Annotated in this window: 22 protein-coding genes, 1 tRNA gene and 2 pseudogenes; 15 read left to right on the top strand and 10 right to left on the bottom strand. The window is 63.0% G+C overall.

What is annotated here, in order from left to right:
• Nucleotides 1–11: 11 nt before the first annotated feature.
• The 3 genes from CRO48_RS00425 to CRO48_RS00415 are packed head-to-tail and all read right to left on the bottom strand — an operon-like array spanning nucleotide 12 to nucleotide 2,769.
• On the bottom strand, nucleotides 12–395 hold the full coding sequence (locus CRO48_RS00425; protein WP_097135348.1) for a VOC family protein: 384 nt from the start codon (nucleotides 393–395) through the stop codon (nucleotides 12–14).
• Nucleotides 395–1,162: an RlmE family RNA methyltransferase gene (locus CRO48_RS00420; protein WP_097135346.1), complete on the bottom strand. Its 768-nt coding sequence runs from the start codon at nucleotides 1,160–1,162 to the stop codon at nucleotides 395–397. Before CRO48_RS00420 ends, CRO48_RS00425 begins: the two co-directional genes overlap by 1 nt.
• The gene (locus CRO48_RS00415; protein ID WP_097135344.1) at nucleotides 1,159–2,769 is read right to left on the bottom strand and encodes a Ppx/GppA phosphatase family protein; all 1,611 of its coding nucleotides are present in this window, start codon (nucleotides 2,767–2,769) and stop codon (nucleotides 1,159–1,161) included. Before CRO48_RS00415 ends, CRO48_RS00420 begins: the two co-directional genes overlap by 4 nt.
• A 370-nt stretch (nucleotides 2,770–3,139) precedes the next feature.
• On the opposite strand from CRO48_RS00415, the gene CRO48_RS00410 reads away from it, so the two are divergent.
• The 6 genes and pseudogenes from CRO48_RS00410 (at nucleotide 3,140) to CRO48_RS00385 (ending at nucleotide 8,360) form a co-directional block, all read left to right on the top strand.
• Nucleotides 3,140–3,213: transfer RNA gene (locus tag CRO48_RS00410), tRNA-Gln, on the top strand.
• 84 nt (nucleotides 3,214–3,297) lie between these two features.
• Nucleotides 3,298–3,645, top strand: a pseudogene (locus CRO48_RS00405) (haloacid dehalogenase-like hydrolase); the annotation flags it as partial.
• 72 nt (nucleotides 3,646–3,717) lie between these two features.
• Entirely contained in the window at nucleotides 3,718–5,085 is a 1,368-nt protein-coding gene (locus CRO48_RS00400; protein ID WP_245423369.1) for a DUF3300 domain-containing protein, read from the top strand.
• A 25-nt stretch (nucleotides 5,086–5,110) separates the two neighbouring features.
• The gene (locus tag CRO48_RS00395) at nucleotides 5,111–6,067 is read left to right on the top strand and encodes a DUF2950 family protein (protein ID WP_176526606.1); all 957 of its coding nucleotides are present in this window, start codon (nucleotides 5,111–5,113) and stop codon (nucleotides 6,065–6,067) included.
• Nucleotides 6,068–6,182: 115 nt separating this feature from the next.
• Nucleotides 6,183–6,292 (top strand): annotated as a pseudogene (locus CRO48_RS32745) (formylglycine-generating enzyme family protein); the annotation flags it as partial.
• 1,456 nt (nucleotides 6,293–7,748) lie between these two features.
• Entirely contained in the window at nucleotides 7,749–8,360 is a 612-nt protein-coding gene (locus CRO48_RS00385; protein WP_176526604.1) for a class I SAM-dependent methyltransferase, read from the top strand.
• Nucleotides 8,361–8,692: 332 nt separating this feature from the next.
• Here the strand turns inward: CRO48_RS00385 and CRO48_RS00380 are convergent, their stop codons facing one another.
• Nucleotides 8,693–9,592 (bottom strand): LysR family transcriptional regulator, encoded by a 900-nt coding sequence (locus CRO48_RS00380; RefSeq protein WP_097135339.1) that lies wholly within the window; start codon nucleotides 9,590–9,592, stop codon nucleotides 8,693–8,695.
• A 119-nt stretch (nucleotides 9,593–9,711) separates the two neighbouring features.
• Between CRO48_RS00380 and CRO48_RS00375 the strand changes: the two genes are divergently transcribed.
• The 8 genes from CRO48_RS00375 (at nucleotide 9,712) to CRO48_RS00340 (ending at nucleotide 18,087) form a co-directional block, all read left to right on the top strand.
• Nucleotides 9,712–10,896 (top strand): MFS transporter, encoded by a 1,185-nt coding sequence (locus tag CRO48_RS00375; RefSeq protein WP_097136029.1) that lies wholly within the window; start codon nucleotides 9,712–9,714, stop codon nucleotides 10,894–10,896.
• Nucleotides 10,893–11,360, top strand: coding sequence for a cyclophilin-like fold protein (locus CRO48_RS00370; protein ID WP_097135337.1), 468 nt, complete (start codon nucleotides 10,893–10,895; stop codon nucleotides 11,358–11,360). The genes CRO48_RS00375 and CRO48_RS00370 overlap by 4 nt, the downstream gene beginning before the upstream one ends.
• 30 nt (nucleotides 11,361–11,390) lie before the next feature.
• Complete coding sequence (locus CRO48_RS00365) at nucleotides 11,391–12,470, top strand: alpha/beta hydrolase (protein ID WP_097135335.1); 1,080 nt, start codon at nucleotides 11,391–11,393, stop codon at nucleotides 12,468–12,470.
• Between the two features lie 492 nt (nucleotides 12,471–12,962).
• Nucleotides 12,963–13,805, top strand: coding sequence for a metallophosphoesterase family protein (locus tag CRO48_RS00360; RefSeq protein WP_097135333.1), 843 nt, complete (start codon nucleotides 12,963–12,965; stop codon nucleotides 13,803–13,805).
• Nucleotides 13,802–14,971 (top strand): ABC transporter ATP-binding protein, encoded by a 1,170-nt coding sequence (locus CRO48_RS00355; protein WP_097135331.1) that lies wholly within the window; start codon nucleotides 13,802–13,804, stop codon nucleotides 14,969–14,971. The genes CRO48_RS00360 and CRO48_RS00355 overlap by 4 nt, the downstream gene beginning before the upstream one ends.
• Nucleotide 14,972: 1 nt before the next feature.
• On the top strand, nucleotides 14,973–15,905 hold the full coding sequence (locus CRO48_RS00350) for a carbohydrate ABC transporter permease (RefSeq protein ID WP_097135329.1): 933 nt from the start codon (nucleotides 14,973–14,975) through the stop codon (nucleotides 15,903–15,905).
• Nucleotides 15,902–16,750, top strand: coding sequence for a carbohydrate ABC transporter permease (locus CRO48_RS00345; RefSeq protein WP_097135327.1), 849 nt, complete (start codon nucleotides 15,902–15,904; stop codon nucleotides 16,748–16,750). Before CRO48_RS00350 ends, CRO48_RS00345 begins: the two co-directional genes overlap by 4 nt.
• 56 nt (nucleotides 16,751–16,806) lie before the next feature.
• The gene (locus tag CRO48_RS00340) at nucleotides 16,807–18,087 is read left to right on the top strand and encodes an ABC transporter substrate-binding protein (RefSeq protein WP_097135325.1); all 1,281 of its coding nucleotides are present in this window, start codon (nucleotides 16,807–16,809) and stop codon (nucleotides 18,085–18,087) included.
• Between the two features lie 91 nt (nucleotides 18,088–18,178).
• On the opposite strand, the gene CRO48_RS00335 is transcribed toward CRO48_RS00340, so the two are convergent.
• The 5 genes from CRO48_RS00335 to CRO48_RS31990 form a co-directional block, all read right to left on the bottom strand.
• Nucleotides 18,179–19,162 (bottom strand): substrate-binding domain-containing protein, encoded by a 984-nt coding sequence (locus CRO48_RS00335; protein ID WP_097135323.1) that lies wholly within the window; start codon nucleotides 19,160–19,162, stop codon nucleotides 18,179–18,181.
• A gap of 254 nt (nucleotides 19,163–19,416) precedes the next feature.
• A complete protein-coding gene (locus CRO48_RS00330; protein WP_097135321.1) occupies nucleotides 19,417–19,809 on the bottom strand; it encodes a GFA family protein in 393 nt (130 codons plus the stop codon).
• Between the two features lie 351 nt (nucleotides 19,810–20,160).
• On the bottom strand, nucleotides 20,161–20,799 hold the full coding sequence (locus CRO48_RS00325; RefSeq protein WP_097135319.1) for a Vgb family protein: 639 nt from the start codon (nucleotides 20,797–20,799) through the stop codon (nucleotides 20,161–20,163).
• 64 nt (nucleotides 20,800–20,863) lie between these two features.
• On the bottom strand, nucleotides 20,864–22,084 hold the full coding sequence (locus tag CRO48_RS00320) for a helix-turn-helix domain-containing protein (protein ID WP_097135317.1): 1,221 nt from the start codon (nucleotides 22,082–22,084) through the stop codon (nucleotides 20,864–20,866).
• 154 nt (nucleotides 22,085–22,238) lie between these two features.
• A complete protein-coding gene (locus CRO48_RS31990) occupies nucleotides 22,239–22,403 on the bottom strand; it encodes a hypothetical protein (protein ID WP_176526603.1) in 165 nt (54 codons plus the stop codon).
• Between the two features lie 96 nt (nucleotides 22,404–22,499).
• On the opposite strand from CRO48_RS31990, the gene CRO48_RS00310 reads away from it, so the two are divergent.
• Nucleotides 22,500–23,198: a DUF899 domain-containing protein gene (locus tag CRO48_RS00310; RefSeq protein ID WP_097135311.1), complete on the top strand. Its 699-nt coding sequence runs from the start codon at nucleotides 22,500–22,502 to the stop codon at nucleotides 23,196–23,198.
• Nucleotides 23,199–23,229: 31 nt separating this feature from the next.
• Here the strand turns inward: CRO48_RS00310 and hemN are convergent, their stop codons facing one another.
• Nucleotides 23,230–24,582: an oxygen-independent coproporphyrinogen III oxidase gene (hemN, locus tag CRO48_RS00305; protein ID WP_097135309.1), complete on the bottom strand. Its 1,353-nt coding sequence runs from the start codon at nucleotides 24,580–24,582 to the stop codon at nucleotides 23,230–23,232.
• Nucleotides 24,583–24,726: the final 144 nt, after the last annotated feature.

The raw sequence follows: 24,726 nt of genomic DNA, 5'->3' as shown, positions 1-24,726 counted from the left end.
GGAGCCTGTGGCTATTCCGGCCGTTCGCAGACCGCGGACAGCTTGTTGCCGTCGAGATCACGGACGAAGGCGGCGTAGAAATGGGGATGGAACGGCCTTATTCCCGGCGCCCCCTCGTCGGTACCGCCATTGGCGATAGCTGCCGCGTGAAAGGCATCGACGGCCGCACGGCTCGGCGCATCGAAGGCCACCGTGGCGCCGTTGCCGAACGTCGCCGGCTTGCGGTTGAAGGGCTCTACCACCCAGAAGCGGCAGCGCACGTCTCCGTCCGCCGCATAGCCGATCTCGCCATCCGCCTGCTTCTGCCGGCGATAGCCGATGAGCGGCAGTACCGCGTCATAGAAGCGGCCGGCGCGCTCCAGGTCGTTCGTGCCGACGGTCACGTAAAGAAGCATCACGCCTCCAGACCGGCGGCTTCGCCGGTTGCCTCGTCGGTTGTCTCTTCGGTGACACCGTCAGCGGACACAGCCTTGCGCCCTTTGAACCCCTTGGCGAGCAGGAACATCTCGACCGATTCAGCGCGCGAGGCACCCGGCTTGACGTGGATGACCTGCTTGAAATTCTGCTTCAGCAGGTTCAGGAGGTCGCGCTCCGTGCCGCCCTGGAAGGTCTTGGCCAGGAAATGGCCGCCTTCGGCCAGCACCTCGATGGCGAAGTGGGCCGCCACCTCGCACAGGTGCATGGTGCGGATGTGATCGGTCTGGCGATGACCCGTCGTCGGCGCCGCCATATCCGAGATCACCAGGTTCGGCGTGCCGCCCACCGCTTCCTTCAGCTTTTCCGGCGCCTGCGAATCGAGGAAATCCATCTGCAGGATCCGCACCCCAGGCAAGGGATCCATCTCCAGAAAGTCGATCGCCGCCACCCGCGGGTCGGCATCCGTCGAGTTGGTCACCTTGGCGGCGATCTGCGACCAGCTGCCGGGTGCGGCGCCAAGGTCGATGATGCGCCGGGCGCCATCGAGGATCTTGTGCTTCTCGTCGATCTCGAGAAGCTTGAAGGCGGCGCGTGCGCGATAACCCTCGAGGCGGGCGCGCTGCACATAGGGATCGTTGATGTGGCGCTCGATCCAGCGCCGCGACGACGCCTTCAGCTTGCCCTTCTTCACCTTCTGGCCGAGTTTTCTTCCGGTGCGGCTTCCGCCGGCTGGGGGCTTCGTCATGTCTCAAGTCCTTCGGGCCGGAACGGGTGGCGGAAGCCGCTGCGGTTCTGCCGGCGGCTGCGGCCGCGCCGCCACACGCCGTCGTCGGCCATCATTTCCGTCAGGAGGCCCTCGCGCAGGCCGCGGTCGGCGACGCGCATGCGCGTCGAGGGCCAGCGGTTCCGGATCGCTTCCAGAATGGCGCAGCCGGCAAGCACCAGGTCGGCCCGGTCCGGGCCGATGCAGGGATTGGCGGCACGGGTGGAGAAATCCCAGGAAAGCAGCCGTGCCTGCATGGCGCTGACTTCCGCGTCCATGAGCCAGACGCCATCGACCTGGCGGCGGTCGTAGCGCGGCAGGTCGAGATAGACGCCGGCAAGCGTCGTCACCGTTCCCGACGTCCCGATCAGGTGGAAGTCCTCCGGCGCCTCGAGGTGCGCATGCGAGGGGCAGTCAAACCCCGCGAGCATGGATTCGACCTCCCGGACCATGCCGGCAAAGCTCTCCGGCGTCACGTCGCGGCCGCCATGCCGCTCCGACAGCGTCACGACGCCGACCGGCAGTGACGTCCAGTGGGTGATGTGGTTCGCCAGCCGGTTGGAGCGGTTCTCGCCGATGCGGATCACCGCGATCTCGGACGAGCCGCCGCCGATGTCGAACAGAACGACCGACTTCGCCTCGCGGCCAACCAGCGAGGAGCAGCCGGAAACGGCCAGCCGCGCCTCTGTCTCGCGGTTGATGATCTCCAGCTCCAGCCCCGTCTCCGCCTTGACACGGGCCAGAAAAGCCTCGCCGTTCTCCGCCCGCCGACATGCCTCGGTGGCGATCAGCCGGCTGCGGCGGATATCGCGGTTGCGCAACTTCGCAGCGCAGATCCTGAGCGCCTCGATCGAGCGATCCATCGCCTCGTCCGAAAGGCGGCCGCTCGCCGCAAGCCCCTCGCCGAGCCGCACGATGCGGGAAAAGGCATCGACGACGCGGAACTGGCCCGGGCGGGTCGGCTGGGCGATCAGCAGCCGGCAATTGTTGGTGCCGAGATCGAGGGCAGCATAGAGCGGCGCGTCGTTGAACTGAAATTCGCTGCGCGCAGCCCCGGCATTTGCCGCCTCGCGACCGGCGGCCGACCTGCCGGCCTGCGGTCCGTTGACGGCCGGAGCCGCCTTGGGCGGCGGGGCAACGAACGCCGGCGGCTTTTCGGCAGGCCGCAACGGGCGGCCCTGCAGCCCGCGCTGTTGGTGCGCCTTCCTGCGGCCGGCTGCCCCCTGCCCGGCCCCCGCGTGCCGGTCTCCCGCGTGTCCCGCGCGCACGGAAGCGTCGGCGGAATCGCGATCGCCTTCGACGGAATGAGGTTGCGGCTTCGCATTGCCGCCCTTGCCGCGACGGCGGCGCTTGCGCTTGCGGACAGCTTCGCCATCCTGGTCGACAGGCTGTGCCTGCGCGGTCTTCTGGGGGCGCGTCTCCGGGCCGTTGCGGCCGGATTCGTTGCTCGGTCCAAGGGAGGCGGACGACGGAGCCGTGGCCCGCTTGTCCTTTCCCTTGCGGCGGCGAGACCGCTTGGGTCTTGCCGGTCCGCCCGTGCCCTGCCCCCCGGATACGGACGGCTTTGCGCCGTGTTCGGGGTCGCTCACGTGTCTGCCTATCGCGCCGCGCAACTCCGTTTCCGGCTGCAGCAGGCGCTTTCTCGATTTTTCGTTGCCGCGACCTTACCAGCGACCGTCGTTTTCGACAATTGCTTTTGTTCGACAACGTTCGACAGGCATTCGACAACCGTCGGCACAACCGGCAGCCACCGCTCCCGGTCCCGCACAATACGGGGCTCCAGAACGTCCGGTCTGAAGGCTCTTCCGGCATCGGCTGCACGGAGGGACCTTGGCCAAACACCCATTTGCCATTGATCCACATAAATCGAAAAAATCGACAGAAACCTATTTGCAACTTCCGACCTTTTGGTTATAAGCCCCGCACACCGACGGGACGCCGCTTCGCAGCGCCTCTTGTTGGGGAATAGTTCAATGGTAGAACGGCGGACTCTGACTCCGTTAATCTTGGTTCGAATCCAGGTTCCCCAGCCAATTCTCCCGAAAACCCCTTAATTCCTCGATTTCCCAGTCGTGCCGGATATCGTTTTGGCATCATTGGCGACCTGATGCCCAGTGTCGCGGTACGAAGACAAGGACGGTAAGCCCTCCATCGTCCGCCTGCCGGAAGTCGACTTCATCGACGATGGCCCGGGCAAGCCGATAGGGATCTATGGCCACATCGGCCGACGCCCGATCGCTGCCTTCGGGAATTCGGACGGCGACTTCCAGATGCTGGAATGGACGACGTCGGGACCGGGGCGGACCTTCGGCCTGATCGTCCATCATGACGACGCCGAAAGAGAATACGCCTACGACCGCAACTCACACTTTGGGAAGCTTGATAGAGGTCTGACGGAGGGCCCGAAACGCGGCTGGAACATCGTCAGCATGAAGAACGACTGGAACAAGGTGTATCCGCAGTAGCCGCAAATGCCGCGTTCGCAGTGCCCTCACCGTTCGTTTCTATTCGTATTTTTACCCCGGGAGCATCTGACAGTGACCATTGCCTTCAGTCTCGTCGGCCGCACAGTCGGTTCGTTGATCGTCACACTCCTTCTTACGAGTAGCCCGCTTCCGGTTTCCAATGCCAGCGCGCAAGACAGCTCTCAGAGCCAACCTGCCGTCGATGGCAGCGAGAGCCCGCCCGACCTGCTCACGGAGGAAGAACTCGAAGTGCTCGTGGCACGGATCGCGCTTTATCCTGATGAACTCGTGGCGGTGATCTCGTCTGCCTCGCTGTTTCCCCTACAGATCGTGGAAGCAGATCGGTTCCTTCAGCAATCAAAATCAGAGAAGGACCTGAAGCCGAAGGAGAGCTGGGATGGCAGCGTGATCTCGCTGCTGAATTATCCCCAGATCGTCAAGATGATGAGCGGCGACCTAGAATGGACCCAGGCGCTCGGCAGTGCGCTGTCCTTCCAGCAAAAGGACGTGCTGATCGCCGTTCAAACCTTGCGCGACAAGGCCGTGGCGGACAACGTCATCAAGAGCGACGACAAGATCACTGTCGTGAACGAGGGCGACAATGTCGTCATTCAATCCAAGAACCCGGACAAGATATACGTTCCGCAGTACGAGCCGCAGATGCTCTACGAGCCAGGCTATCCCCCTGCGCCAGTTGCCTATCATCCCGATCCATACCCGAACTACTATTATCCAACAGCGCCCTTTTTCGCTGCTGCCGTCACCGGGGTCGCATGGGCATCCGTGATGGACTGGGACGACTGGGGCGTGTGGGGAGGCGACTGGCACGGAGGCGACGTCGATATCGATTGCGACGGCTGCTTTAACAACATTGATATCGATCGCGACAAGCTGAAGTTCAACGACGTCGACTGGAAGAATATCGACCGATCCAAGATCAAGTCTGACCGGAACAAATTCAACAGGATCGACCACAATGCGTTGAAAAGCGACTTCAAATCGAACCGAAACAACAACATCTCCGCGCGCGCAAAGAACGTACGGCGCGGGCACGGGGACACGATATCTGGCAATCATCCCAAAGTATCGGTCGGCGACATCCGGAAGAGCAAGGTTGATGCAGACCGAATTCGTGGTCGCGAAAGCAACGTCAGGCCGGGCAACGCAAGGCCGGCTGCGGCTTCCCACCGACAAGGCGCTTCCGATACGCACATCGGTTCGAAGCACACCTCCCAGCACGCGACGCGCCATGCAAGGCAACCGAAGCCGGGAGCACATGCCCACAGACATGCCACCGGGAACCATTCCGTGCTCGGCCATCCGGGAAATCGCCATCAGACCCACCTCTCGTCCAATCGAGGGCGGCACTCCATGGGTGGCGGGCATCGCGGCGGCGGTGGGCATAAAGTCGTCAGGCACGGCGGCGGTCGCCATCGCTGAGGAAGGTGCAAAGGAGATGTTCACGATGAAAGCACTTCGCAACGGCATCGCCGCCTCCCTGTGCGCCCTCCTGCTCGGCACCACGGCACTGACCGCGGCTGCGCAGGTCACAGATTCCGGTACCGAATCCTTGAACGCGTACGTTGCCGCCGAGGCGCCGCAGACGTTTGCAACCGTCGAGGAAGCCGTCGAGACCTTCAAGTCGACAGTGGTGGGAGGGGACTTCGACAAGCTGGCCACTCTCCTGGGGCTAGACGCCGCCAGAACCAGGCAGAGCGACGGCACAATGGACGCCTACACCGACATCCAATCCCGCGTGAGGGAGTATGTCGGCGTTCAGGACGTCAACGGCAGAAAGGTGCTCGAGCTTGGAGGCGAGCGTTGGCCGTTTCCGTTTCCGATCGCACAAGGTGCTGACGGCAAATGGGCTTTCGACACCTATGTCGGCCTGGAAGAGGTCGCCAATCGCCGGGTCGGCGATAACGAACTTTCGACGATCGCGACCCTGCATGCCTATGTCGAAGCGCAGGAGCTGTATGCCCGTGCGGACCATGATGGCGACGGCGTTCTCGAATACGCGCAGAAGCTCATCAGCTCCGAAGGATCGCAGGACGGATTATACTGGCCGGCTGAGCAATTTGACGGGGAGGAAAGCCCTGCCGGGCCTGCGCTGGCGGATGCGGATGCGCTGCAATCGGCCAAAGCTGGCGACGGCTTCAATGGCTATCACTATCGCATCCTGACGCGCCAGGGAGATGCGATCGCGGGCGGGGCGCATGACTATCGTGTCAACGGCAACATGATCGCAGGCTTTGCTCTCGTCGCATGGCCGGTGAACTATGGTGTGAGCGGTGTCAAGACCTTCGCCGTCGACCGGCACGGGATCGTGTACGAGGCGGACCTCGGTGAAAAGACCAGAGACATTGCGGCGGGGATAGAAACATTCAACCCCAATGACGATTGGGATATCGCGGACGACTGAGACTGGCGATCCCGGCAGAAGTTCGTCGTATCTGCTCTACCGCCGATATCAGGGTGGAGCGGCAAGGCGTAGCAGGGCGTTGCATCAGTTGTCAGCAATTTCGCCGCACTCTGCGCGTCACATGGCAAACATCTGGCAGGGCAGCTTCCCGGTTCAAAACCTATCGTCCGATGGTTACGAACGGACGTCGCCGATTCGATCATTTCCCCGAATGGCTACGGCCTCCGGATAATTGCCCATGTAATGATAGATGGAAGCTTGGGCCTTCAGGGCGGTGATATTGTTACCGTCCAGCACCAAGGCGTGAGCGACCGTTGACAGTCCACGCTGGAAGGCCCTCCATGCGTCTCCGTCGACTGCCCAGCCAAAGCGCCCTGCGTCCATGTGCAGCCAACCAAGCATTGCCCATGCGTCAGCATATTTCGGGTCTCGGAGAACGGCCTGCTCGAGGCAGGTCATGACAGCCTTGTGCCCGGCTGCGGTGAACGATCGCCGGTAAGCGAAGGCGCGCAGAACGCATTCATAGCTTGAGGTGCTCGGCGCGGCTTCATCCAGCAATCGGCTGCTCTCTTCCGTCCGGATGACGCCGTAGGGTTGCCCAAGTGCCGAAGCCACCGCCGAAGCGATTTCTCCTCGAATTGCGAAAAGCGAGCGCGCTGACCTGGGCCGTTCGAAAGTGCCGATCCACATGATCCGATGCGTGTCGACCTCAATCAGGCGCGCCGAGATCCGAACGGAATCGACCCCCGGATCAAAATGGACGCTGCCGTCCACAATGTAGGTCAAGCCGAGCCGATCACCGATTTCCATCGGATCACCGGTCATCGTCCCGCTGTTCGTCGCCGGCGGCAAGTACAAGCGATAACCGGAAAAGCGGCTGAGCTCCGCCATGATTTGATCGGCGAACCCGCTTCCAAGTGCGGCATGCTCGGCGTTGCCTCCATCGGTCGCAAACGCCATCACTGCAAGTGCAGGACCGCGACTACCTTCCTGACGGGCCAGTCCAGAGGGCGACCAATGGGCGTACCAGATACTGACAACAAGTAGCGCGAGGACGAGTGCTACACCCCATGCCAGCCGTCGCGGTCGCGCCAGCAAGCCCAAAGGTGCACGTGGAGAGGGATCGGTAGCGGCGACTTCCTCGGTCTGGAGTGACACGGTTGTCCCAGTGGGCCCGATGTCCTCTTCCGACCATTCGATGGTCGGTGCATATTGTCCTTTGGGGATGGAGATACGTATCGCATTGTCTCGTCCGGATGACGCATAGTAACCGTCGAGGTCGTGCCGCAGCCGACGCGCTTCGAGGCGCACGATAGGATCGGTCTGGGGGTCGAAATCGTCGTCACGGCCGAAAACGACTGTGGCGATCGTGTACCCCTTGAGCTCGCGATCCCTGCCCGCAAGCATCTCTTCAACTAGATATCTCAGCAGCTTGCGGCGCCGGGGTGTGCCTTTGAAATCAGAACTGTCGAGGATTCTTTGAAGTTCATCCTGGACCCTCTCCTGGGGCGGGTACGAACTCGACGACACTTCGGCATGTTCTTTCTGCCATCTTGTTGGCATACAGACCTCCCGCGGGGCGTGCCATGCATTCAACGTCGTAACCTCAGGGAAATCCAGTGCAAAAAGTACACTGGGTATAATTTCCGTTCCAACGCTGGCGCCGTCCTGGTGATTTATGATGCGAGAGATTCGCGCCAAGAGCTCATTCGTGCTCACGGAGGGTGCGGCTCGGGCGAGCGCCATCGATTTTGGCAGTCCCGAGCAGATCGCCGAAGCGTTTCGACAGGCGGACGCCGATGGCGAGTCCTCGCTGCTGGAAATGCGGCAGGGCGACATTGTTGATCCACCACTATCCGAAGAGGAGTTCGGCCAATTCGACGTCGCACATGCACGATTCGTGCTTGAGTACATGCCCGACCCGCTGCTGATTGTTCGCAACATGGCCCGTGCGGTTCGGCCCGGTGGGCGGGTGATCTTGTCGGATGACGATTACGAGACGCTCCGGCTCTGGCCGGAGCCAGCCGGCTTTGCGCCGCTATGGCATGCCTATCAGCGTACCTATGACCGACATGGCAATGACCCAATCGTAGGACGCCGTCTCGTCCAATTACTTTATCAGGCAGGGCTGCTACCGAACCGCAACTCGATGGTGTTTTTTGGCGGATGCGCCGGAGAGCCGGAATTCGAAAATGTTGTCCGCAATATTGCAAGCATGATCGATGAGGCAATTCAAGACATCGTAGCGACAGAACACCTCGTGCATCGGTTAATGCAACGCTTGACGCATTGATCGGTTGGAGCGAAGAACACGATTCCGCCGTATGGTTCGGGATGCCTTGGGCCGAAGGAATTCGACAAGAATGATGCTGCGAGCAGAGGCTTGCGTCCGGGGCCGCGGTGGCACGCGATGTCGTCGTTAAGTCGGCTTTGCAGCAACAGCGACCGGTAGCGGGAACGACCACAATGAGGGCGCGAAGCTGTCGCGCACTCTATGCCGCTTGATAGCGAGCTTGTTGTCGGAGCGGAATTATTGCCGCTCGCCCCTCCTTTTGACTGAGACCCAAAGCCAGGGCACAAAGGTGGCATCCACGGTCGTTCGCGGCGGGAAAATACAGCCGAAATTCAAGCTCCGCCGCGATGTCGAAGCGCTTCCACGACCACGGCCATGGCGGGCGACATATGGCGCCTGCTGGGATAGTAGAGGTGGTAGCCGGTGAAGGGCTGGCTCCAATCGTCCAGCACGGGCAAAAGCTTTTCCGCGGCGATATGGTCTTCGACGATATCCTCGGGGACGTAGGCGATTCCGTACCCGTTTAAGGCGGCGTCGATCTGCGCGATGGAGGAGTTGAAGCTGAGCTGGCCGTCCACCCGCACCCGCAGTTCTCGTCCATCCTTTTCGAACTCCCAGGCGTAGAAGCCGCCCCATGTCGCCTGGCGCGTGTTGATGCAGACATGCCCCACCAGATCCTGTGGCGTCTTGGGAGATCCATACCTGGCCAGGTATTCCGGCGAGGCGACGGCGCGAAGTCTCCAGTCGGGTCCGATCCGCACGGCAATCATGTCCTTGTCGACGCTCTCTCCCAGTCGAACTCCGGCATCGAAGCGTTCCTCGACGATGTTGCGCATCCCGTTGTCGCTGTAGAGCTCCACCTTGACGTCCGGATAGTGGCGAAGGACGCGGGAAAGCTTCGGCCAGACCGTCATCTGGAGGGCGTGATCGGACAGGGTCAGCCTCACGGTACCGGAGGGCTTCTCGCGGAAGGCGACCAGATCCGCCAGGTCCGCTTCGATACCCTGGAAGCGTGGAGCAATGGACCTGAACAGGCGCTCCCCCGCCTCCGTCGTGGCGACACTGCGGGTCGTCCTCATCAGAAGTCGGACGCCGAGGCGGGCCTCCAACTGCTTGATGGCATGGCTGAGAGTCGACTGCGACGTGCCGAGGTTCGCGGCAGCTTTGGTGAAGCTCTGCTCTTTCGCCACCTCGATGAACCAGAGCAGGTCCTTCATATCCTCGCGCTGCATCAGCCCTGACCTATGTTGGAATTCGATAAGTCCATGCGAATTGGCACGGATAGTCCGCAAAGTACGTGAGGACTATCTTCCCTGCAACGCTGGAAACGATCCAACAGGGACTGATGCATATGACGCTCACCTTCGCCGACATCGACAGCAGACGCTCGGCCTGGGGCGCCGTGTTCTCCATGACCTTGTGCGTGCTCGTTCTGATCGCGTCGGAGTTCATGCCGGTCAGCCTGCTAACGCCGATCGCTGCCGATCTCGGCGTTTCGGAAGGCAATGCCGGCCAGGCGATCTCGATCTCTGGCATCTTCGCCGTCTTGACCAGCCTTTTTATCGCCAGGCTCACCCACCGGCTGGACCGCCGTTTCCTCGTCCTGGCCCTGACGGGCCTGCTGATGCTGTCGGGCATCACAGTCACCCTCGCACCTTCCTATCCGGTCCTGATGCTGGGCCGCGCCTTGCTCGGCATCTCGATCGGCGGCTTCTGGTCGATGTCGACCGCGATCGTGATGCGTCTCGTGTCGAAGGACCAGGTGCCGAAGGCCCTCGCCTTGCTCAACGCAGGCAACGCGATCGCCGCGACGATCTCCGCGCCGATGGGAAGTCTTCTCGGCTCCCAGATCGGGTGGCGCGGCGCCTTCTTCCTCGTCGTCCCCGTGGCACTGCTCGCGCTCGTTTGGCAGTGGATCAGCCTGCCCGGCCTCCCGCCCCGTCGTGACGGAACGTCAGGAAGCATCTTTCGGCTTCTGGGGCGTCCGCCCGTCGCACTGGGCATGGCGGCGATCCTGCTCCTCTTCATGGGACAGTTCGCGCTCTTCACCTATCTCCGGCCATTCCTGGAGAGCGTGACCAACCTTGGCATCGAAACCCTTTCGCTCGTTCTTCTGATGATGGGCCTTGCCGGAGCGGTCGGCACGTGGGTTATCGGGCGGCTCCTGCCCCATCGCATGTTCAGCATTCTCATGGTCATCCCATTGCTGATGGCCGGCATCGCCCTGGCCATGATCGCTGTGGGCGACATGAAGCTTCCCGTGTTCTTGTCGCTGATCGGCTGGGGCTTTCTGGGAACGGCCGCGCCAGTCGGCTGGGGTACCTGGCTGAGCCTCGTTCTTCCCGATGATGCGGAGGCCGGCGGCGGGCTCCAGGTGGCCGTCATCCAGCTTGCGATCACGGCCGGAGCGTCGCTTGGCGGTGTCCTGTTCGATGTCGTCGGCTGGCAGTCCACTTTCATGCTCAGCGCGGTGCTGCTTTGCGGATCATCGCTGGCATCCCTGACCGCATGGCGTGTGACCAGGAAGTCGACATGAGCACCCAGTTCAGAAACCCGACCAGGCGCGGCCTTCTTGCGACAGCCATTGCAGCCGCAGCCTACCCCGGCGCCGTGTTCGGCCAGGGCGACCCCAAAAATCAGGAGCGGACCCACGTGAGGATCAGGCTGACGTTCGCGAAGCATACGATGACCGCGACGCTCTACGACAACCCGTCGGCGCGCGACTTCGCTTCCATGCTTCCGCTGGATCTCACGATCGACGACTTCGGATCCAACGAGAAGATCGCCTACCTACCGCGCAAACTGAGCGTGGAAGGCCACGGCCCGTTCACCAACGAGCGGCCGTACGACCTCTGCTACTACGTGCCCTGGGGCAATCTCGCGATGTTCTACGCCGACTACAAGCATCCGGGGCTGGTGCGCCTCGGACGCTTCGACGACGGCTACGAGGCGCTGCATGTCCCAGGGCAATTCCCGTTGCGTATCGAACGCATCCAGTGACCCCACGCTTAAATCGAAGGAGATCCACCCATGACCAAGAAGATCGATAATGCCGATACATTCAATGCCAGCCGGCGCGTCTTGATGAAGGCGACGGGCGTTGTCTTCGCTGCGATGAGCGTGATTCCGGCCGCAGCCGCGGCACAGTCTCTCGCCCAGACGACCTCGTGGGACAAGGTGTTTCCGAAGAGCGACAAGGTCGATCACCAGAAGGTGTCGTTCAAGAACCGCTACGGCATCACGCTGGCCGGCGATCTCTACCTGCCAAAGGAGCGCGGAAATGCGCGCCTTGCGGCGCTTGTCGTCGGCGGCCCCTTCGGCGCCGTCAAGGAGCAGTCTTCCGGGCTCTACGCCCAGACGATGGCCGAGCGTGGCTTTGCGACGCTGGCCTTCGATGGATCCTACACCGGAGAGAGCGGCGGCGAGCCCCGCAACATCGCCTCGCCCGACATCAACACGGAGGACTTCAGCGCGGCGGTGGACTTCATCGGCCTCCAGACCTTCGTCGACCGCGAGCGCATCGGGATGATCGGCATCTGCGGCTGGGGCGGCATGGCGCTGAACGCAGTCGCCGTGGACAAGCGGGTCAAGGCGGTCGTCGCCAGCACGATGTACGACATGACCCGCGTTATGTCGAAGGGGTACAACGACAGTGTGACGCTGGAACAGCGGACGCAGGCGCTGGAGCAGTTGAGCCGGCAGCGCTGGGCGGACTTCGAGAAAGGAACGCCCGCCTATCAGCCCCCTTACAACGAGCGGATGGACGGCGAAGCGCAGTTCCTGGTCGACTATCACGACTACTACATGACGCCGCGAGGCTATCACCCGCGCGCGGTCAACTCCGGGAACGCCTGGTCGCAGACGACGCCGCTGTCGTTCATGAACATGCCGGTCCTGACCTACATCGCGGAGATCTCGCCCCGTCCCGTCCTGTTCATCCACGGCGAGAAAGCCCATTCGCGCTACTTCGCCGAAACGGCCTTCGCCGCTGCCGCGGAGCCCAAGGAGCTGATGATCATACCCGGCGCCAGCCACACGGATCTTTACGACCGGATGGACAAGATCCCCTTCGACCGGATCGCCGACTTCTTCGGACAGCACCTGGCGTAGACGGAACCCGGCCATGGAAGGGTTGCAGGGCGCTCGGTCCGCGCTGCCCTTGAGACCCGGCGACGTCGGGTCGCGCCCGGTCCGACGTCGCCGATGTGCATGTGCAGGACGCAAAGATGAAAGGGGTTCCAGTTCCTCGCGCTCGGCGTGCAGGCCGCCTTCGAACTGGCCAACATGTTGAGGGGTGAAGCCTACAACACGCTTTCCATCGCCCTTGGTCGAAGCTCTCGCCGCGCCAGTTCAGCCGTGCATTTCGTGCCGGGACCGGTCAGACACCTGCCAAGGCGGTGGAGCAGATCCGCCTTATTCAATCCATGTGCGCTGGCGGCCGAGGTGCTTGTTTCCTCCAGAGGCAAGAGCCCGTGAAGCTTTTGTGACCGAATTGATGAAAAGGTGGAAAGGGCTGTAACAGGCCTGACATGGGAGGGCTCTAAGGAAGGCGCCGTCGCCGCCATCAAGCGCAGGCGCACGATGACCTCGGAGAGTCCATTCATGAAAATCATCCAGATCACCGACACCCATTTCAGCCCAGAGAAGACCCATTTCAACGGCAACTGGGCACCACTTCTGAGCTGGATTGAGGACCAGGAGGCGGACCTCGTTGTCCACACGGGCGACCTGACTGTCGATGGCGCCGACAAGGCGGACGACATCTCCTTCTCGATGGACCTGATGCGCCAGGTCTCCACACCGATGCTGATCGTGCCCGGCAATCATGACGTCGGCCACTTCTCCCATATGAGCCAGCCGGTGAATGCCGAGCGTCTGGCCCGGTGGCGCTCGCTCGCGGGCGGCGACCGCTTTGTCGAAGATGCGAACGGCTGGCGTCTCGTCGGGCTCAATGCGCTTCTTTTCGGGCTCGAGGACGAGGAAGAAGAGGCGCAGTTCGAATGGCTGCGGACCACGTTCGAGGAGCGTGACGGACGCCGGCTGGCATTGTTTGCTCACAAGCCGCTGTTTGTTGACGAACCGCATGAGGGCGATACGGGTTACTGGGGCCTCCGGCCCAGGCAGCGCCAGCGTGTCTACGACCTGATGACAGCCCACGACGTGGCGCTCTATGCAAGCGGCCACCTCCACTGGGCCTGGAAGGGGCGCTTCGAGAACACCTCCGTCGTATGGGGGCCATCCGCCGCCTTCGTCATCGATACGCTGGAGCGCGAGATGCCCGGCGAACGCCTGATCGGCGCCGTCGTACATCATCTCGGCGACGAGGTGAGGAGCGAGATCGTCGCCGTGCCCGGCATGACGGCATATGTCATCGATGACGTCATCCATGAGGTCTATCCCGCTTCCGCTCAGAAGGCGAAAGCAGCGGCGGAGGCGGCGGAATGAGCGCGCTCACCCTCACCAACATCCAGAAGTCGTTCGGCGGAAACCAGATCCTCAAGAGCGTCAGCCTTGACGCCCAGCCGGGCGAGTTCATCGCGCTGGTCGGGCCGTCGGGCTGCGGGAAGAGCACGCTTCTGCGCATTCTTGCAGGGCTCGAAAGTGCGGATAGCGGCGAGATTGTCATCGACGGTCGCAACGTGAGCCGGGTCCAGGCCGCCGATCGCAACGTCGCGATGGTGTTCCAGTCCTACGCCCTTTATCCGCATCTGACGGCAGCGCAGAACATTGCCGTTCCGCTGGTCATGCGCCGCCTGACGCGGGCGCAGCGCATCCCCTTCGTCGCGCCGCTGATGCCCGGCCAGCGCAAGGCGGTCGCCGCCATTCATCGCGATGTGCGCGAGATGGCCACCTCGCTGAAGATCGACCACCTCCTTGACCGCAAGCCAGGCCAGATGTCCGGCGGCCAGCGCCAGCGCGTGGCACTCGCGCGCGCCATGGTGCGCCGCCCGGCCGTCTTCCTGATGGACGAGCCGCTGTCGAACCTCGACGCCAACCTGCGCGTCCATGCCCGCGGCGAGATCGTCGAAATGCACCGCCGTGCGAGCGTGCCGACCGTCTACGTCACCCACGACCAGGCGGAAGCGCTATCGATGGCCGACCGCGTCGCCGTGATGATCGGCGGTTCGTTGCTCCAGCTTGCCCCGCCGCAGGTGATCTACGACAATCCGCAGCATGTCGAGGTCGCCAAATTTGTCGGCCAGCCGCGCATCAACCTCATCGCCTCCCGTGTGGAAGCCAAAGGCGCCATCGCGCTCGGCGCCGAGCGCTGCGTCCTTCTCGATCGAGCTCTGCCCGTGGATACGCCCGTCACGCTCGGCATCCGGCCGGAATTCGTCCGTGTGTTGCGCTCGGGCGCGTCCGGCCTGCCTGCCCGCGTCGAGCGGGTGGAGTTCCTCGGTTCGGAAATCATCGCCTACTGCCGGCTTGACGCGATCGGCGAAACGATGATCGCCAAGGTCACTCCTGCTGAAGGTGCGGGGCTTGCCGCCGGCACGGCCGTGCGTCTTTCAACGGCCGCCGAACACATCTTCGTCTTTGGCGCCGATGGCGCTCGCCTCGCCGCGGCGCCGCTTGTCGAAAACCCGGTCCGGGAGGCGGCCCATGGCTGACATGGCCGCAACGCCCATCGGCGCGGTTCCGGCCGTCCCGAAGACGCCGCGCTCTGCCGCCGAACGGCAGGAGGCCCGCGTCGGGCTGCTTCTTTCGCTGCCCGCCATCCTGCTCGTCTTCGTTTTCATCATCCTACCGGTCGCGGCAGTGATCACTCTCGGCTTCACCAATTTTGAGCTCGGCTATGCGAGCTTCGAATTCGTCGGCTTCGAAAACTATGTCGAGCTGTTGGGCGACCGCACCTTCATGCAGTCGCTGTGGAACACGGGCATCTATGCGGTGATCGTGACGCCGATCTCGATCTTCATGGCGCTGGGGCTTGCGATGCTGATCGAGGCCGAAGGTATCGGACGCTCCTTCTTCCGCACGGCCTATTTCCTGCCGGTCGCCTCGCTGCTCGTCGCCATGGCAACCGTGTGGCAATATCTCTTCCATCCCACGATCGGCCCGATCAACACGATGCTCGCCATGATCGGCATCGCCGGTCCGAATTGGCTCGGTGCCGCAAACACCGTGCTCTACAGCCTGTCGATCATCGGCATCTGGCAGTCGGTCGGCTTCAACCTCGTGCTCTTCCTTGCCGGCCTCACCGCCATTCCTCGTGAACTTTACGCCGCAGCCGAAGTCGATGGCGCCAAAACCGCCTGGGACCGCTTCCGGCTCGTCACGTGGCCGATGCTCGGGCCGACCACACTCTTCGTCACCACGATCAGCGTCATCAGCTCGGTCAAGGTGTTCGAGACGGTCAAGACGCTTACCGAAGGCGGACCGAACAAGGCGTCCGAAGTGCTGCTCTACACGATCTACCAGGAGGGCTTCGTGTACCTGCGCGTCGGTTATGCCTCCGCCATGACGGTCGTCTTCCTCGCCATCCTCGTCGTGCTGATGTTTCTACAATATCGCATCCAGGACAAGCAGGTGCATTACGTATGAGCCAGAACGCTTTCACCCCCTCCATGTCGCTGGGCCGCGTTGTCCGGCTCTCGATCCTAGGCCTCGGCGCCCTCGTTTTCCTGATGCCCTACATCTTCATGATCTCGACCGCAGGAAAGGCGCAGAGCGACATCTTCACGTCGTCACTCAACCTGATCCCGACCCACTGGTTCTACGGGGAAAACTTCGCCAAGGCGTGGTCTCGCGTGCACATGCCGACGCTGCTGTTCAACGGTATCCTGGTCTGCCTCATGATCCTCGTCATCCAGGTGGTGATCGCCATCCCCTGCGCCTACGCCATGGCAAAAATGAAGTTCCGCGCGGCCAAGGCGATGATGGTTCTCATCATGCTCGGTCTGCTTGTGCCGATCCACGCGACAGCTCTGCCGCTCTACGTCGCCTTCGATCGCGCAGGCGCGCTGAACAGCTATTTCTCGCTGGTCGCCCCCTTCAGCATCTCGGTCTTCGGCATCTTCCTGTTCCTGCAGTTCTTCCGTGCCATGCCGAACGACCTGATCCACGCTGCGCGCCTCGACGGCATGAGCGAGATCGGCGTCATCGCCCGGGTCATCGTGCCGAACGCCTGGCCCGCGATCACCGCCTTCTCAATCTTCTCGGTCGTCGCCCACTGGAACGACCTTTTCTGGCCGCTGGTCGTCGTTTCGAACCAGGCCTATGCCACGCCGCCCCTTGGTCTTCTTTACTTCCGCGCCGCGGAAGCCGGCGACGACTACGGCGCCCTGATGGCCGCAACCCTCATCATCACTTCCCCTCTCGTCGTCGCCTTTCTGCTCGCCCAGAAGCGCTTCGTCGAAGGGATCACCATGACCGGCCTCAAGGGCTGACCCTTGAGCTAACCGGTCGTCTCCTCCCAAGCCGCCCCGAACCCAGGAGCCATGCGATGAAGCCTTTCACCAAGATCCTTGCCGCTGCGAGCGTCGCCATAACAGGCACCATGACGATCTCGCTTCCGGCACATGCCGAAACCACGCTCACTGTGCATTACCCGATGCCGGGCTTCTTCAAGGACGTGATGGACACGATCTCGAAGAAGTTCATGGAAGAGAACCCGGACATCAAGATCCAGTTCGCCAATCCTTCCGCGACCTATGAGGAAGGCATCCAGACGATCATGCGCCAGGTCGGCACCTCCGAAATGCCGGACCTGACCTTCATCGGCCTCAACCGGCTGCGCATGGCGAATGAACGCGATGTCCCGGTCGATCTCGGGCCACTGATCGCCAAGGAAAAGGCGTCCATGGCCGAGCAGGGTTTTTCGGATACGATCCTGAAGCTCGCACAGGTCAACGGCAAGCAGGTCGGTCTGGCATTCGCGACCTCCAACCCCATCATGTACTACAATGCCGATCTGGTTAAGGCGGCGGGCGGCAACCCGGACCAGCCGCCGAAGACCTGGGACGAGGTCATCGACCTCGGCGCCAAGATCAAGGCCCTTGGCAACGGCGTCGATTCCGTGGACTTCCGCTGGCAGGGTGACGACTGGATGTTCTCCGCGCTTCTCTTCGGCGCCGGCGGCACCATGCTCTCCGAAGACGAAAGCACGGTCACTTTCAACGGTCCCGAAGGCCAAAAGGCGATGAAGGTCGTCGATCGCCTGGTCAAGGAAGCCGGTATGCCGGTCTTCACCAAGCAGGCCGGCGAACAGGCCTTCGTCGCCGGCAAGGTCGGCTTTGCCTTCCAGACCACCGGAGCATTGCGCAACACGATCAAGAATGTCGGCGACAAGTTCGACCTGCGCACCGCTGAAATCCCCCTTCTCGACCCGGAGAACGGCAAGCTGCCGACCGGTGGCAACGCCGTCGTCATCCTGACCCGTGACGAAGCAAAGCAGAACGCTGCCTGGAAGTTCGCAAAGTTTGCCGCCGGCCCCTATGGCGCGTCAGTGGTTGTGCCGGGCACGGGCTACGTTCCGAACAACGAACTGGCCGCTACGTCGCCGGAGTATCTCGGAGCGTTCTACGAGAAGAACCCGCTCTTCCAGGCCGGGCTGAAGCAGATGCCGCGGATGATCCCGTGGTACGCGTTTCCGGGCTCGAACGGCGTCCGCGTCACAAAGACGATCGTCGATAACACTGCCCGGGTTGTCGAGCAGTCGGCCACGCCGGAAGAAGCCTTGGACGACGCGGCAAAGGACGTGAAGCGACTGCTGCCGCGTAGCTGACACGGACTTACCAGTGTCGTGCCGCCGCTCTCCCGATGGGAGGCGGCGGTACACGTTTACTTCATGCGCACGCCGGGCTCGAGGCGGAGGACTATTCCGAGATCGCCCGCACCGTGCCACCGCGTCGCAAGGAGTAGCCCACTTCAAGATGACGGTCCGGCGCGGCATTCTCGGCGATGTCGAGCAAAAGCGACGCGGCAGCCGCCCCCATGCTGACATCCGGCATCTCAATTGTGGTCAGCGGCGGATCCATTATCCGGCCAAGAGAAATTCCATCGAAGCCCGCAACCGACACATCGCCCGGGACCGACAACCCCTCGCGGCGGAGGGCGGCTATGACGCCGAAGGCCAGAAGATCGTTGGAAGCAATTATCGCTGTCGGCCGAACATCGGCCACGGCAGCGCCCAGATCGAGCATGTCGTACTCGCCGATGAAGGCGATCTGCATCGCCCGCAAAGGCTCAAGTCCTGTCTCCGCCATTGCCTGACAGTAACCCTCGTAGCGCAGGCGTGCCCGGTCGGACGCAATAAAGCTCCCAGATACGAACAGAATGCGTTCGTGCCCGAGTTCTCTCAGCAGCATCGCAAGTTCACGTCCAGCCTTGAAATTATCCACCGTGACCGCCGAGGGAAACCGGTCCGTCGGGCGGTTGTGAAGCAGAACGGTCGGCGGTAGCGGCAGGGCTGGAAAACTGTTTCGGTCGGCGCTGCAGAGGGTCAGAATCAGGCCAGTCGGCTTCTCGTTGAGCAGGGCCGAGACGGCATCCAGTTCGCGCGCCGGATCGTAGTGAGACTGGGCGATCAAAACACCATGTCCGGCTATCAGCATGCGGTTTTCGATGCTCGATAGCGAGGAGGAGAAAACCGGATTCGTGATGCTGGGTATAAGAACTCCCACAACAAGTCGCCTTTCGGCTTTGCCCGTGGAAGCAGGCGGCCGGTAGCCGAGTTCGGCGGCGGCGCGGCGGACCTTGCGCACCATCGCCTCGCTCACGGAACCCTTGAGTGTGAGAGCCCGGCTTGCGCTCGCGAGAGAACATCCGGCCTTCGAAGCCACGTCCTGAAGCGTAGCCAATTACCAACCCCGTTTCATTTCACCGTCCGGAGACATCTTTCCGTCGCCCAAACAGCAAACGGTCCGATCCGACGCTTTAGCATGTCCACTAAAGCAATGTCATGCTGAGCTTATCCTCCGAACGTGCCTCTCCGAGCTCTTCCCCCTCCTCGCGAGCGTTGAACTCGATTTTGACCCGAGAGGGGCTCGTATTTGAGCAACACGTGTCCCCTCACACCGCAACTCTGCCTTGCGCGCTTCTTGCGACCGCCTAGCTAGTCTTCGGAGCGGCCCGTGGCGTCGCGGTCGCGGTCGTATTGCTTCATGAGCGGAAACGGCGGCAGCCAGTGTTCGCGGCGGATGGTCCAGAGTTCATATGTGGGCTTCAGTTGGTCGGGGGCGTCCAGGGACCCGAGGTTGACCTCGATCTCGTCAGCGCTGCGCCCGAAAACGGGCGAACCGCAACGTGGGCAGAAGAAGCGTCCGGCGTAGTCGCGCGTTTCGCCCTCGACCGCCACCGCATCCTGCGGAAATATCGCGGAGGCATGAAACAGGGCGCCGTGATGCTTGCGGCAGTCGAGGCAGTGGCACAGGCCGACCCGGTACGGGCGGTCCGACGCTACGAAACGGACGTTGCCGCACAGGCAACCGCCGGCAAACCGGTCCATGCTGCATCTCCTCCAAAGTCGAGCGGCGGTCATCCATGACAAACACCATGATTCTTCCACGGCCGGACGTGCGCAACTTGCTGAACCTTATCGGCCCTTTCAACCGCTCTTTCGGATCGGTGCGTCAGAAGCCGCGGGTGCGAAACGTGGAACCCGCGCGGATCATGACCCTCGCAAGCCGAGAAGAATATTGCCGCTGCCGATGAACCCCGCAAGATCGTCTTGGTTCCGATTTTGCGGGCGCCGGGCAGAAATGAAAACAGGCCGGCAAGAGCTATCGACAGCGCAGCCGGCGCAGAACCCGCGCCGGCCCGCATGCTGTCCCGCAGAATTTTCCTGCGCTCGGCCGACCTATGCCTCCCGGCCGGGGCGACGGATGGAGCGGATCCTGCCGCTTGGTCCGCCGCCGCAGTAGAAGCGGTCGCGGCCGTCGGCTTCGAGGCCGGACACGCCCGAGTCGGCCGGCATGTCCAGGCGCTCCAACACCTCGCCGGTATCGGGATCAATCCGCCGCACGTCGCTTGCCCCGCCCTCCCAGGTGCCGTGCCACAGCTCGCCGTCGCTCCACGTGACGCCGGTGACCATGCGGTCGGACTGGATGGTGCGCAGTATCCTGCCGGTTTCCGGATCGATCTCGTGGATCTTGCGCTCGCGGTGCTGCCCGACCCAGAGGGTGCCTTCGGCCCAGGCAAGGCCGGAATCGCCGCCATTGCCGGGCGCGGGAATCGTCGCCAGCACCTTGCCGCTCACCGGATCGATCTTGCGGATCACGTCTTCGCCGATCTGGTACAGGTGCTTGCCGTCGTAGGCGGTTCCCGCATGGGCCGCAACCTCTATGCTCTGAACCGTGGCGCCGCTTTCCGGATCGATCGCGTTGAGCGTTTCGCCGGCCGCAAACCAGACGTTGCGGCCGTCGAAGGTGACACCCGCCACGTCAGAACCTGTGAACGGGCCGTATTCCCTGAGGATTTCCGCTTGTGAACGCTTCATCTCCTGCTCCTTTGGTCGGGCATGACGACGTCACGCCGAAGGGTTGATGTTCCACGACCCAAGCCTAGCCGCCCGGCAGCGGACCCGGGAGTAACAAGACTGTCGGGAAGCCGGCGACGGGTACCGTGAGCCAGCGGCGCGCTCTGCCCTTGCCAAAGAACTGCACCCTGCCCGCGCGCTCCAGATGCTCCAGTGCGCGCTGAACGGTTCGCGGGCTTGCGCCCAGCGCGATCGAAAGCGCGGAGCTCGACCACGCCTCGCCATCGGCAAGCAACGCGAGCACGGCGGAATCCCTGTCTTCCAGCGGCGGGGCGATGACGACGACGTCCTCCCTGCCCGAGGGTGTCAACGCGAATCCCCGCTTCGTCGCCTGCACATCCGCAAGGCCTGTCAGCTCCTGTCGCAGCCGGCCGATTTCTACCCGCAACCGCGCGCGATGGGATTCGTCGGCATGCTTCCCGCGGAAGGCGCGGGCGATCAGAACGCTGCGCCTTTCATCGTTCGGCCAGACTTCGGCCAGGGCACGCACCAGCGAAAAGAGGACCGGACGGCTTGCCAGCGGGACGAGCGTGCCACCACGGCGAACGACATGCCTGCAGGCATCGATGACGAGCGCCCCAGAGGCAAACAGTGTTTCCACCTCATCGAGCCGCAGGAGGCGCTCCTGGCCAGCGCTGATCAGACGGGCCGCAGGCGCTGTCAGGATGCGGGCAGCGTTGGCGATCTCCGCCGACAGAGCAGGAATGCCGGCGGCATGCGCTGCAAGCTTCGCCTCCTCGAATGAGACGGCGGCCTCCTGCGTCCGCAGGCGGCGCACCATGATGCCCGCAACGACGAGCGCGCAGGCCGCCCGGGTCGCCGGCGGCAGCAAGGCGGGCTCCAGGCCCTCCAGGAAGCGCTCGGCCTCGTCGAGCCGGCCGACCAGAAGCAGCCGGCGGACCTCCAGGATGCGGGCATGAGCGGCATTGACAGGGTCGCCATGCGCCTCGAGCGTCGCGCGTGCGGCGGCGAGCGCTGCTGGCGGCCAGCCGAGCTCGCGCGAGACGAGGGCGATTTCAGACTGGGCGACGACGCATCGCGCCTTCGCGACGGCTTCGCGCGTGCCGAAGGCGCGGGCAGCGCTTTTCAGCAGGGCGCGGGCGCGTACGAAGTCGCCGAGTTGCGCCATCGCGATGCCGCGCAAGGCGAGAGCCGGCGCATCGTCGCGCAGCGCCACCCGCTTGAGGGCCGATAGCGGATCGCCCGTCGCAAGCGCCCTTGCCGCAGCCGTGATCAGCGAGTCCATCGAAATCCCGCCAGACTTGTAACTCCCACCAGGGCGCTGACCGACGCTAAGCCTGCAGGGGGCGGGCAATCGCCGGAAAGCACCGTTGGCAAAATGGATAGCCGAAAATGTTGCAATGGATAAGCACAAGACATCAAGTGGAACGCGGAAGCCTTCAGGCGGCGGCCGCCGGCAAGCTCGCCCGCGGCCTGAGGCTTGCGGCAGCACCGGTCTTCGCGCTGATGGCACTGGGATCTGCGGTCAGTCCGGAAACGGGCGCAGCCGGGATGCTGTGTTCCTCGGCATCCGGGTGGGCGCCCTTCGGCAGCATGACGTTCATGTATCTCCTGATGAGCCTTTTCCATTGCGCTCCATGGCTGAGACTTTTCGCCGACCGCCCCACGCCCTCAACACATCTATCGACAGGAGGCTTATGATGGAAAACCAGGTGGTTTCACACGAGCAATGGCTGCAGGCGCGGATCGACCTGCTGGCCGCCGAAAAGGAACTGACGCGGCAGCGGGACGCGGTGAGCCGGCGGCGCATGGCGATGCCCTGGGAGAAGGTCGAGAAGACCTATCGGTTCGAAGGGCCGAAGGGCGAGCTGACGCTCGAACAGCTCTTCGACGGGCGCTCGCAACTGATCGTCTACCATTTCATGTTCGGCCCCGACTGGGAGGAAGGCTGCAAGTCGTGCACCTTCTGGGCGGACAATTTCGACCGCATTCCCGTGCACCTCAACCATCGCGACGTCACCTTCACGGCAGTTTCCCGAGCGCCGATTGCGAAGATCGAAGCCTACAAGAAGCGTTTCGACTGGAGCTTTCCGTGGGTTTCGGCCCTCGGCGGCGACTTCAGCCTCGACTATCAGGCAGCAGTCACTCCGCAGCAGTTGGCGGAAGGCAAGGCCTACTACAATTACGAGGTCCAGCGCACGCATGCCTCCGACATCGTCGCGATCAGCGTCTTCGCCAGGAACGGGGCCGGAGAGGTCTTTCACACCTACTCCTGCTACGGACGTGGCGTGGAAATGGTCAACGGCGCCTATGCGTTTCTCGATCTTGTTCCCAAGGGACGGGACGAGGACGGCCTCGACTTCCCGATGGCATGGGTGCGACGGCGCGACCAATACTGAAGCAGACGATCAAGGCCCGGGCCGCCGTCGATCAGGCGGCCTTGCTGTATGTCCGTCCAGACGTGCCGAGATAGGCATCGAAGGCTGCGGCAACGGCGCGGACGACGAAGCGGTACCGCTCCTCGACCTCGACGGTGGCGCCGTCGATCACAACCAGCCCGTCGGCTTGCAGGGCTTCGAGCGCGGCGTTGCCGGAAAGGATGGTGGCGGCGTTAAGACCGTGCCTGCCGGCGACGGCCGTGACGTCGACACGGAAGTCGCACATGATGCGTTCGATCAATTCCGCCCGGAAGCGGTCGTCGGCCGTAAGACGATAGCCGCGCGAAACGGCAAGCTCGCCGCGCCTGACACGTTCTGAATACTGGCCGATCGGCACGGCATTCTGCACATAGCCCTGGTCGAACCGGCCGATCGCCGAGGCGCCGAAGCCGATCAGGGTGCGGCACTCGTCGGTGGTATAGCCCTGGAAGTTGCGATGCAGGCGGCCGCTACGCTGCGAGACGCTGAGTTCATCTTCCGGCAGGGCGAAATGATCGAGACCGATCCGCTCGTAGCCCGCCGCCGCAAGGGCTGCCGCGATCGCTTCCGCCTGCTCGTGGCGCGCGTGCGCGTCCGGCAGCGCCGTCTCGTCGATCAGCCGTTGATGCTTCTTGAAGCCCGGCACATGGGCATAGCCGAAGACGGCGAAGCGGCTCGGGCGCAGCGCGATCGATGCCTCGACCGTCTCGATGCAGGATTTCACCGTCTGATGGGGCAGGCCGTAGATCAGGTCGAAGCTGAGGCCGGATATGCCGGCATGCCTCAGTTTCTCGACCGCCCGGGCAGTGGCATCGACGCTCTGGAGGCGGTTGATCGCCTGCTGTACGACCGGATCGAAACTCTGCACACCGAGGCTTGCGCGGTTGACGCCCGCGCTGCCCAGCATTTCGGCCATGGCTGCCGTCAGCGTGCGCGGGTCGATCTCGACGGCGATATTCACGTCGTCGGCAAAACCGAGCCGGTGGCGCATCGCCGCGATCAGGGCTGCAAAAGCATCAGGCGAGATGATCGTCGGGGTGCCGCCGCCGAAATGGATCTCGCCGATCGAAAGCGCCTCGCTGCGCGCAGCGGCGACAAGATCGATCTCTTTATGCAGGCATTCGAGATATTCGACGATCGGACGATCGCGCGCCGTGATCGTTGTATGGCAACCGCAGTACCAGCACATGGAACGACAGAACGGAATATGGAGATAGGCGGATACGCGTTCGCCGGCGGAGACGGAGCCGAGCCACCCGGCATAGGCCGAGGCGTCTTCGAGGGCGGCGAAGTGCGGGGCGGTCGGGTAGCTCGTGTAGCGCGGCAGCCGGGCCTCGCCGTATTTGTCCATGATGGCCTGCGACATGGGATTTCCCTGCGTTCGTTCTGATCCGGGCGCGAACCTAGGAAGGACACTGCCGGCGGTCATTGACGAATCTCAAACGGCAGACGGAACACGGCCCGTTCGCACGCCCCCTTGCCAGCAAAAGAGGAAGGGCCGCGGGAGATA

The organism is Rhizobium subbaraonis, from assembly GCF_900220975.1.
Taxonomy (GTDB): domain Bacteria; phylum Pseudomonadota; class Alphaproteobacteria; order Rhizobiales; family Rhizobiaceae; genus Mycoplana; species Mycoplana subbaraonis.
The sequence above is the reverse complement of the archived record's forward strand: the minus strand, read 5'-3'. Positions and strand labels throughout refer to the sequence as shown.

Excerpts from the sequence above, each read along its gene's own strand:
- CRO48_RS00330 (WP_097135321.1), bottom strand. The coding sequence starts at position 19,809 with ATGGACCGGTTTGCCGGCGGTTGCCTGTGCGGCAACGTCCGTTTCGTA.
- CRO48_RS00385 (WP_176526604.1), top strand. The coding sequence starts at position 7,749 with ATGCGAGAGATTCGCGCCAAGAGCTCATTCGTGCTCACGGAGGGTGCG.
- CRO48_RS00395 (WP_176526606.1), top strand. The coding sequence starts at position 5,111 with ATGAAAGCACTTCGCAACGGCATCGCCGCCTCCCTGTGCGCCCTCCTG.
- hemN (WP_097135309.1), bottom strand. The coding sequence starts at position 24,582 with ATGTCGCAGGCCATCATGGACAAATACGGCGAGGCCCGGCTGCCGCGC.
- CRO48_RS00320 (WP_097135317.1), bottom strand. The coding sequence starts at position 22,084 with ATGGACTCGCTGATCACGGCTGCGGCAAGGGCGCTTGCGACGGGCGAT.
- CRO48_RS00375 (WP_097136029.1), top strand. The coding sequence starts at position 9,712 with ATGACGCTCACCTTCGCCGACATCGACAGCAGACGCTCGGCCTGGGGC.
- CRO48_RS31990 (WP_176526603.1), bottom strand. The coding sequence starts at position 22,403 with ATGAACGTCATGCTGCCGAAGGGCGCCCACCCGGATGCCGAGGAACAC.
- CRO48_RS00350 (WP_097135329.1), top strand. The coding sequence starts at position 14,973 with ATGGCCGCAACGCCCATCGGCGCGGTTCCGGCCGTCCCGAAGACGCCG.
- CRO48_RS00325 (WP_097135319.1), bottom strand. The coding sequence starts at position 20,799 with ATGAAGCGTTCACAAGCGGAAATCCTCAGGGAATACGGCCCGTTCACA.
- CRO48_RS00380 (WP_097135339.1), bottom strand. The coding sequence starts at position 9,592 with ATGCAGCGCGAGGATATGAAGGACCTGCTCTGGTTCATCGAGGTGGCG.
- CRO48_RS00420 (WP_097135346.1), bottom strand. The coding sequence starts at position 1,162 with ATGACGAAGCCCCCAGCCGGCGGAAGCCGCACCGGAAGAAAACTCGGC.
- CRO48_RS00360 (WP_097135333.1), top strand. The coding sequence starts at position 12,963 with ATGAAAATCATCCAGATCACCGACACCCATTTCAGCCCAGAGAAGACC.
- CRO48_RS00365 (WP_097135335.1), top strand. The coding sequence starts at position 11,391 with ATGACCAAGAAGATCGATAATGCCGATACATTCAATGCCAGCCGGCGC.
- CRO48_RS00310 (WP_097135311.1), top strand. The coding sequence starts at position 22,500 with ATGGAAAACCAGGTGGTTTCACACGAGCAATGGCTGCAGGCGCGGATC.
- CRO48_RS00425 (WP_097135348.1), bottom strand. The coding sequence starts at position 395 with ATGCTTCTTTACGTGACCGTCGGCACGAACGACCTGGAGCGCGCCGGC.
- CRO48_RS00370 (WP_097135337.1), top strand. The coding sequence starts at position 10,893 with ATGAGCACCCAGTTCAGAAACCCGACCAGGCGCGGCCTTCTTGCGACA.
- CRO48_RS00345 (WP_097135327.1), top strand. The coding sequence starts at position 15,902 with ATGAGCCAGAACGCTTTCACCCCCTCCATGTCGCTGGGCCGCGTTGTC.
- CRO48_RS00340 (WP_097135325.1), top strand. The coding sequence starts at position 16,807 with ATGAAGCCTTTCACCAAGATCCTTGCCGCTGCGAGCGTCGCCATAACA.
- CRO48_RS00355 (WP_097135331.1), top strand. The coding sequence starts at position 13,802 with ATGAGCGCGCTCACCCTCACCAACATCCAGAAGTCGTTCGGCGGAAAC.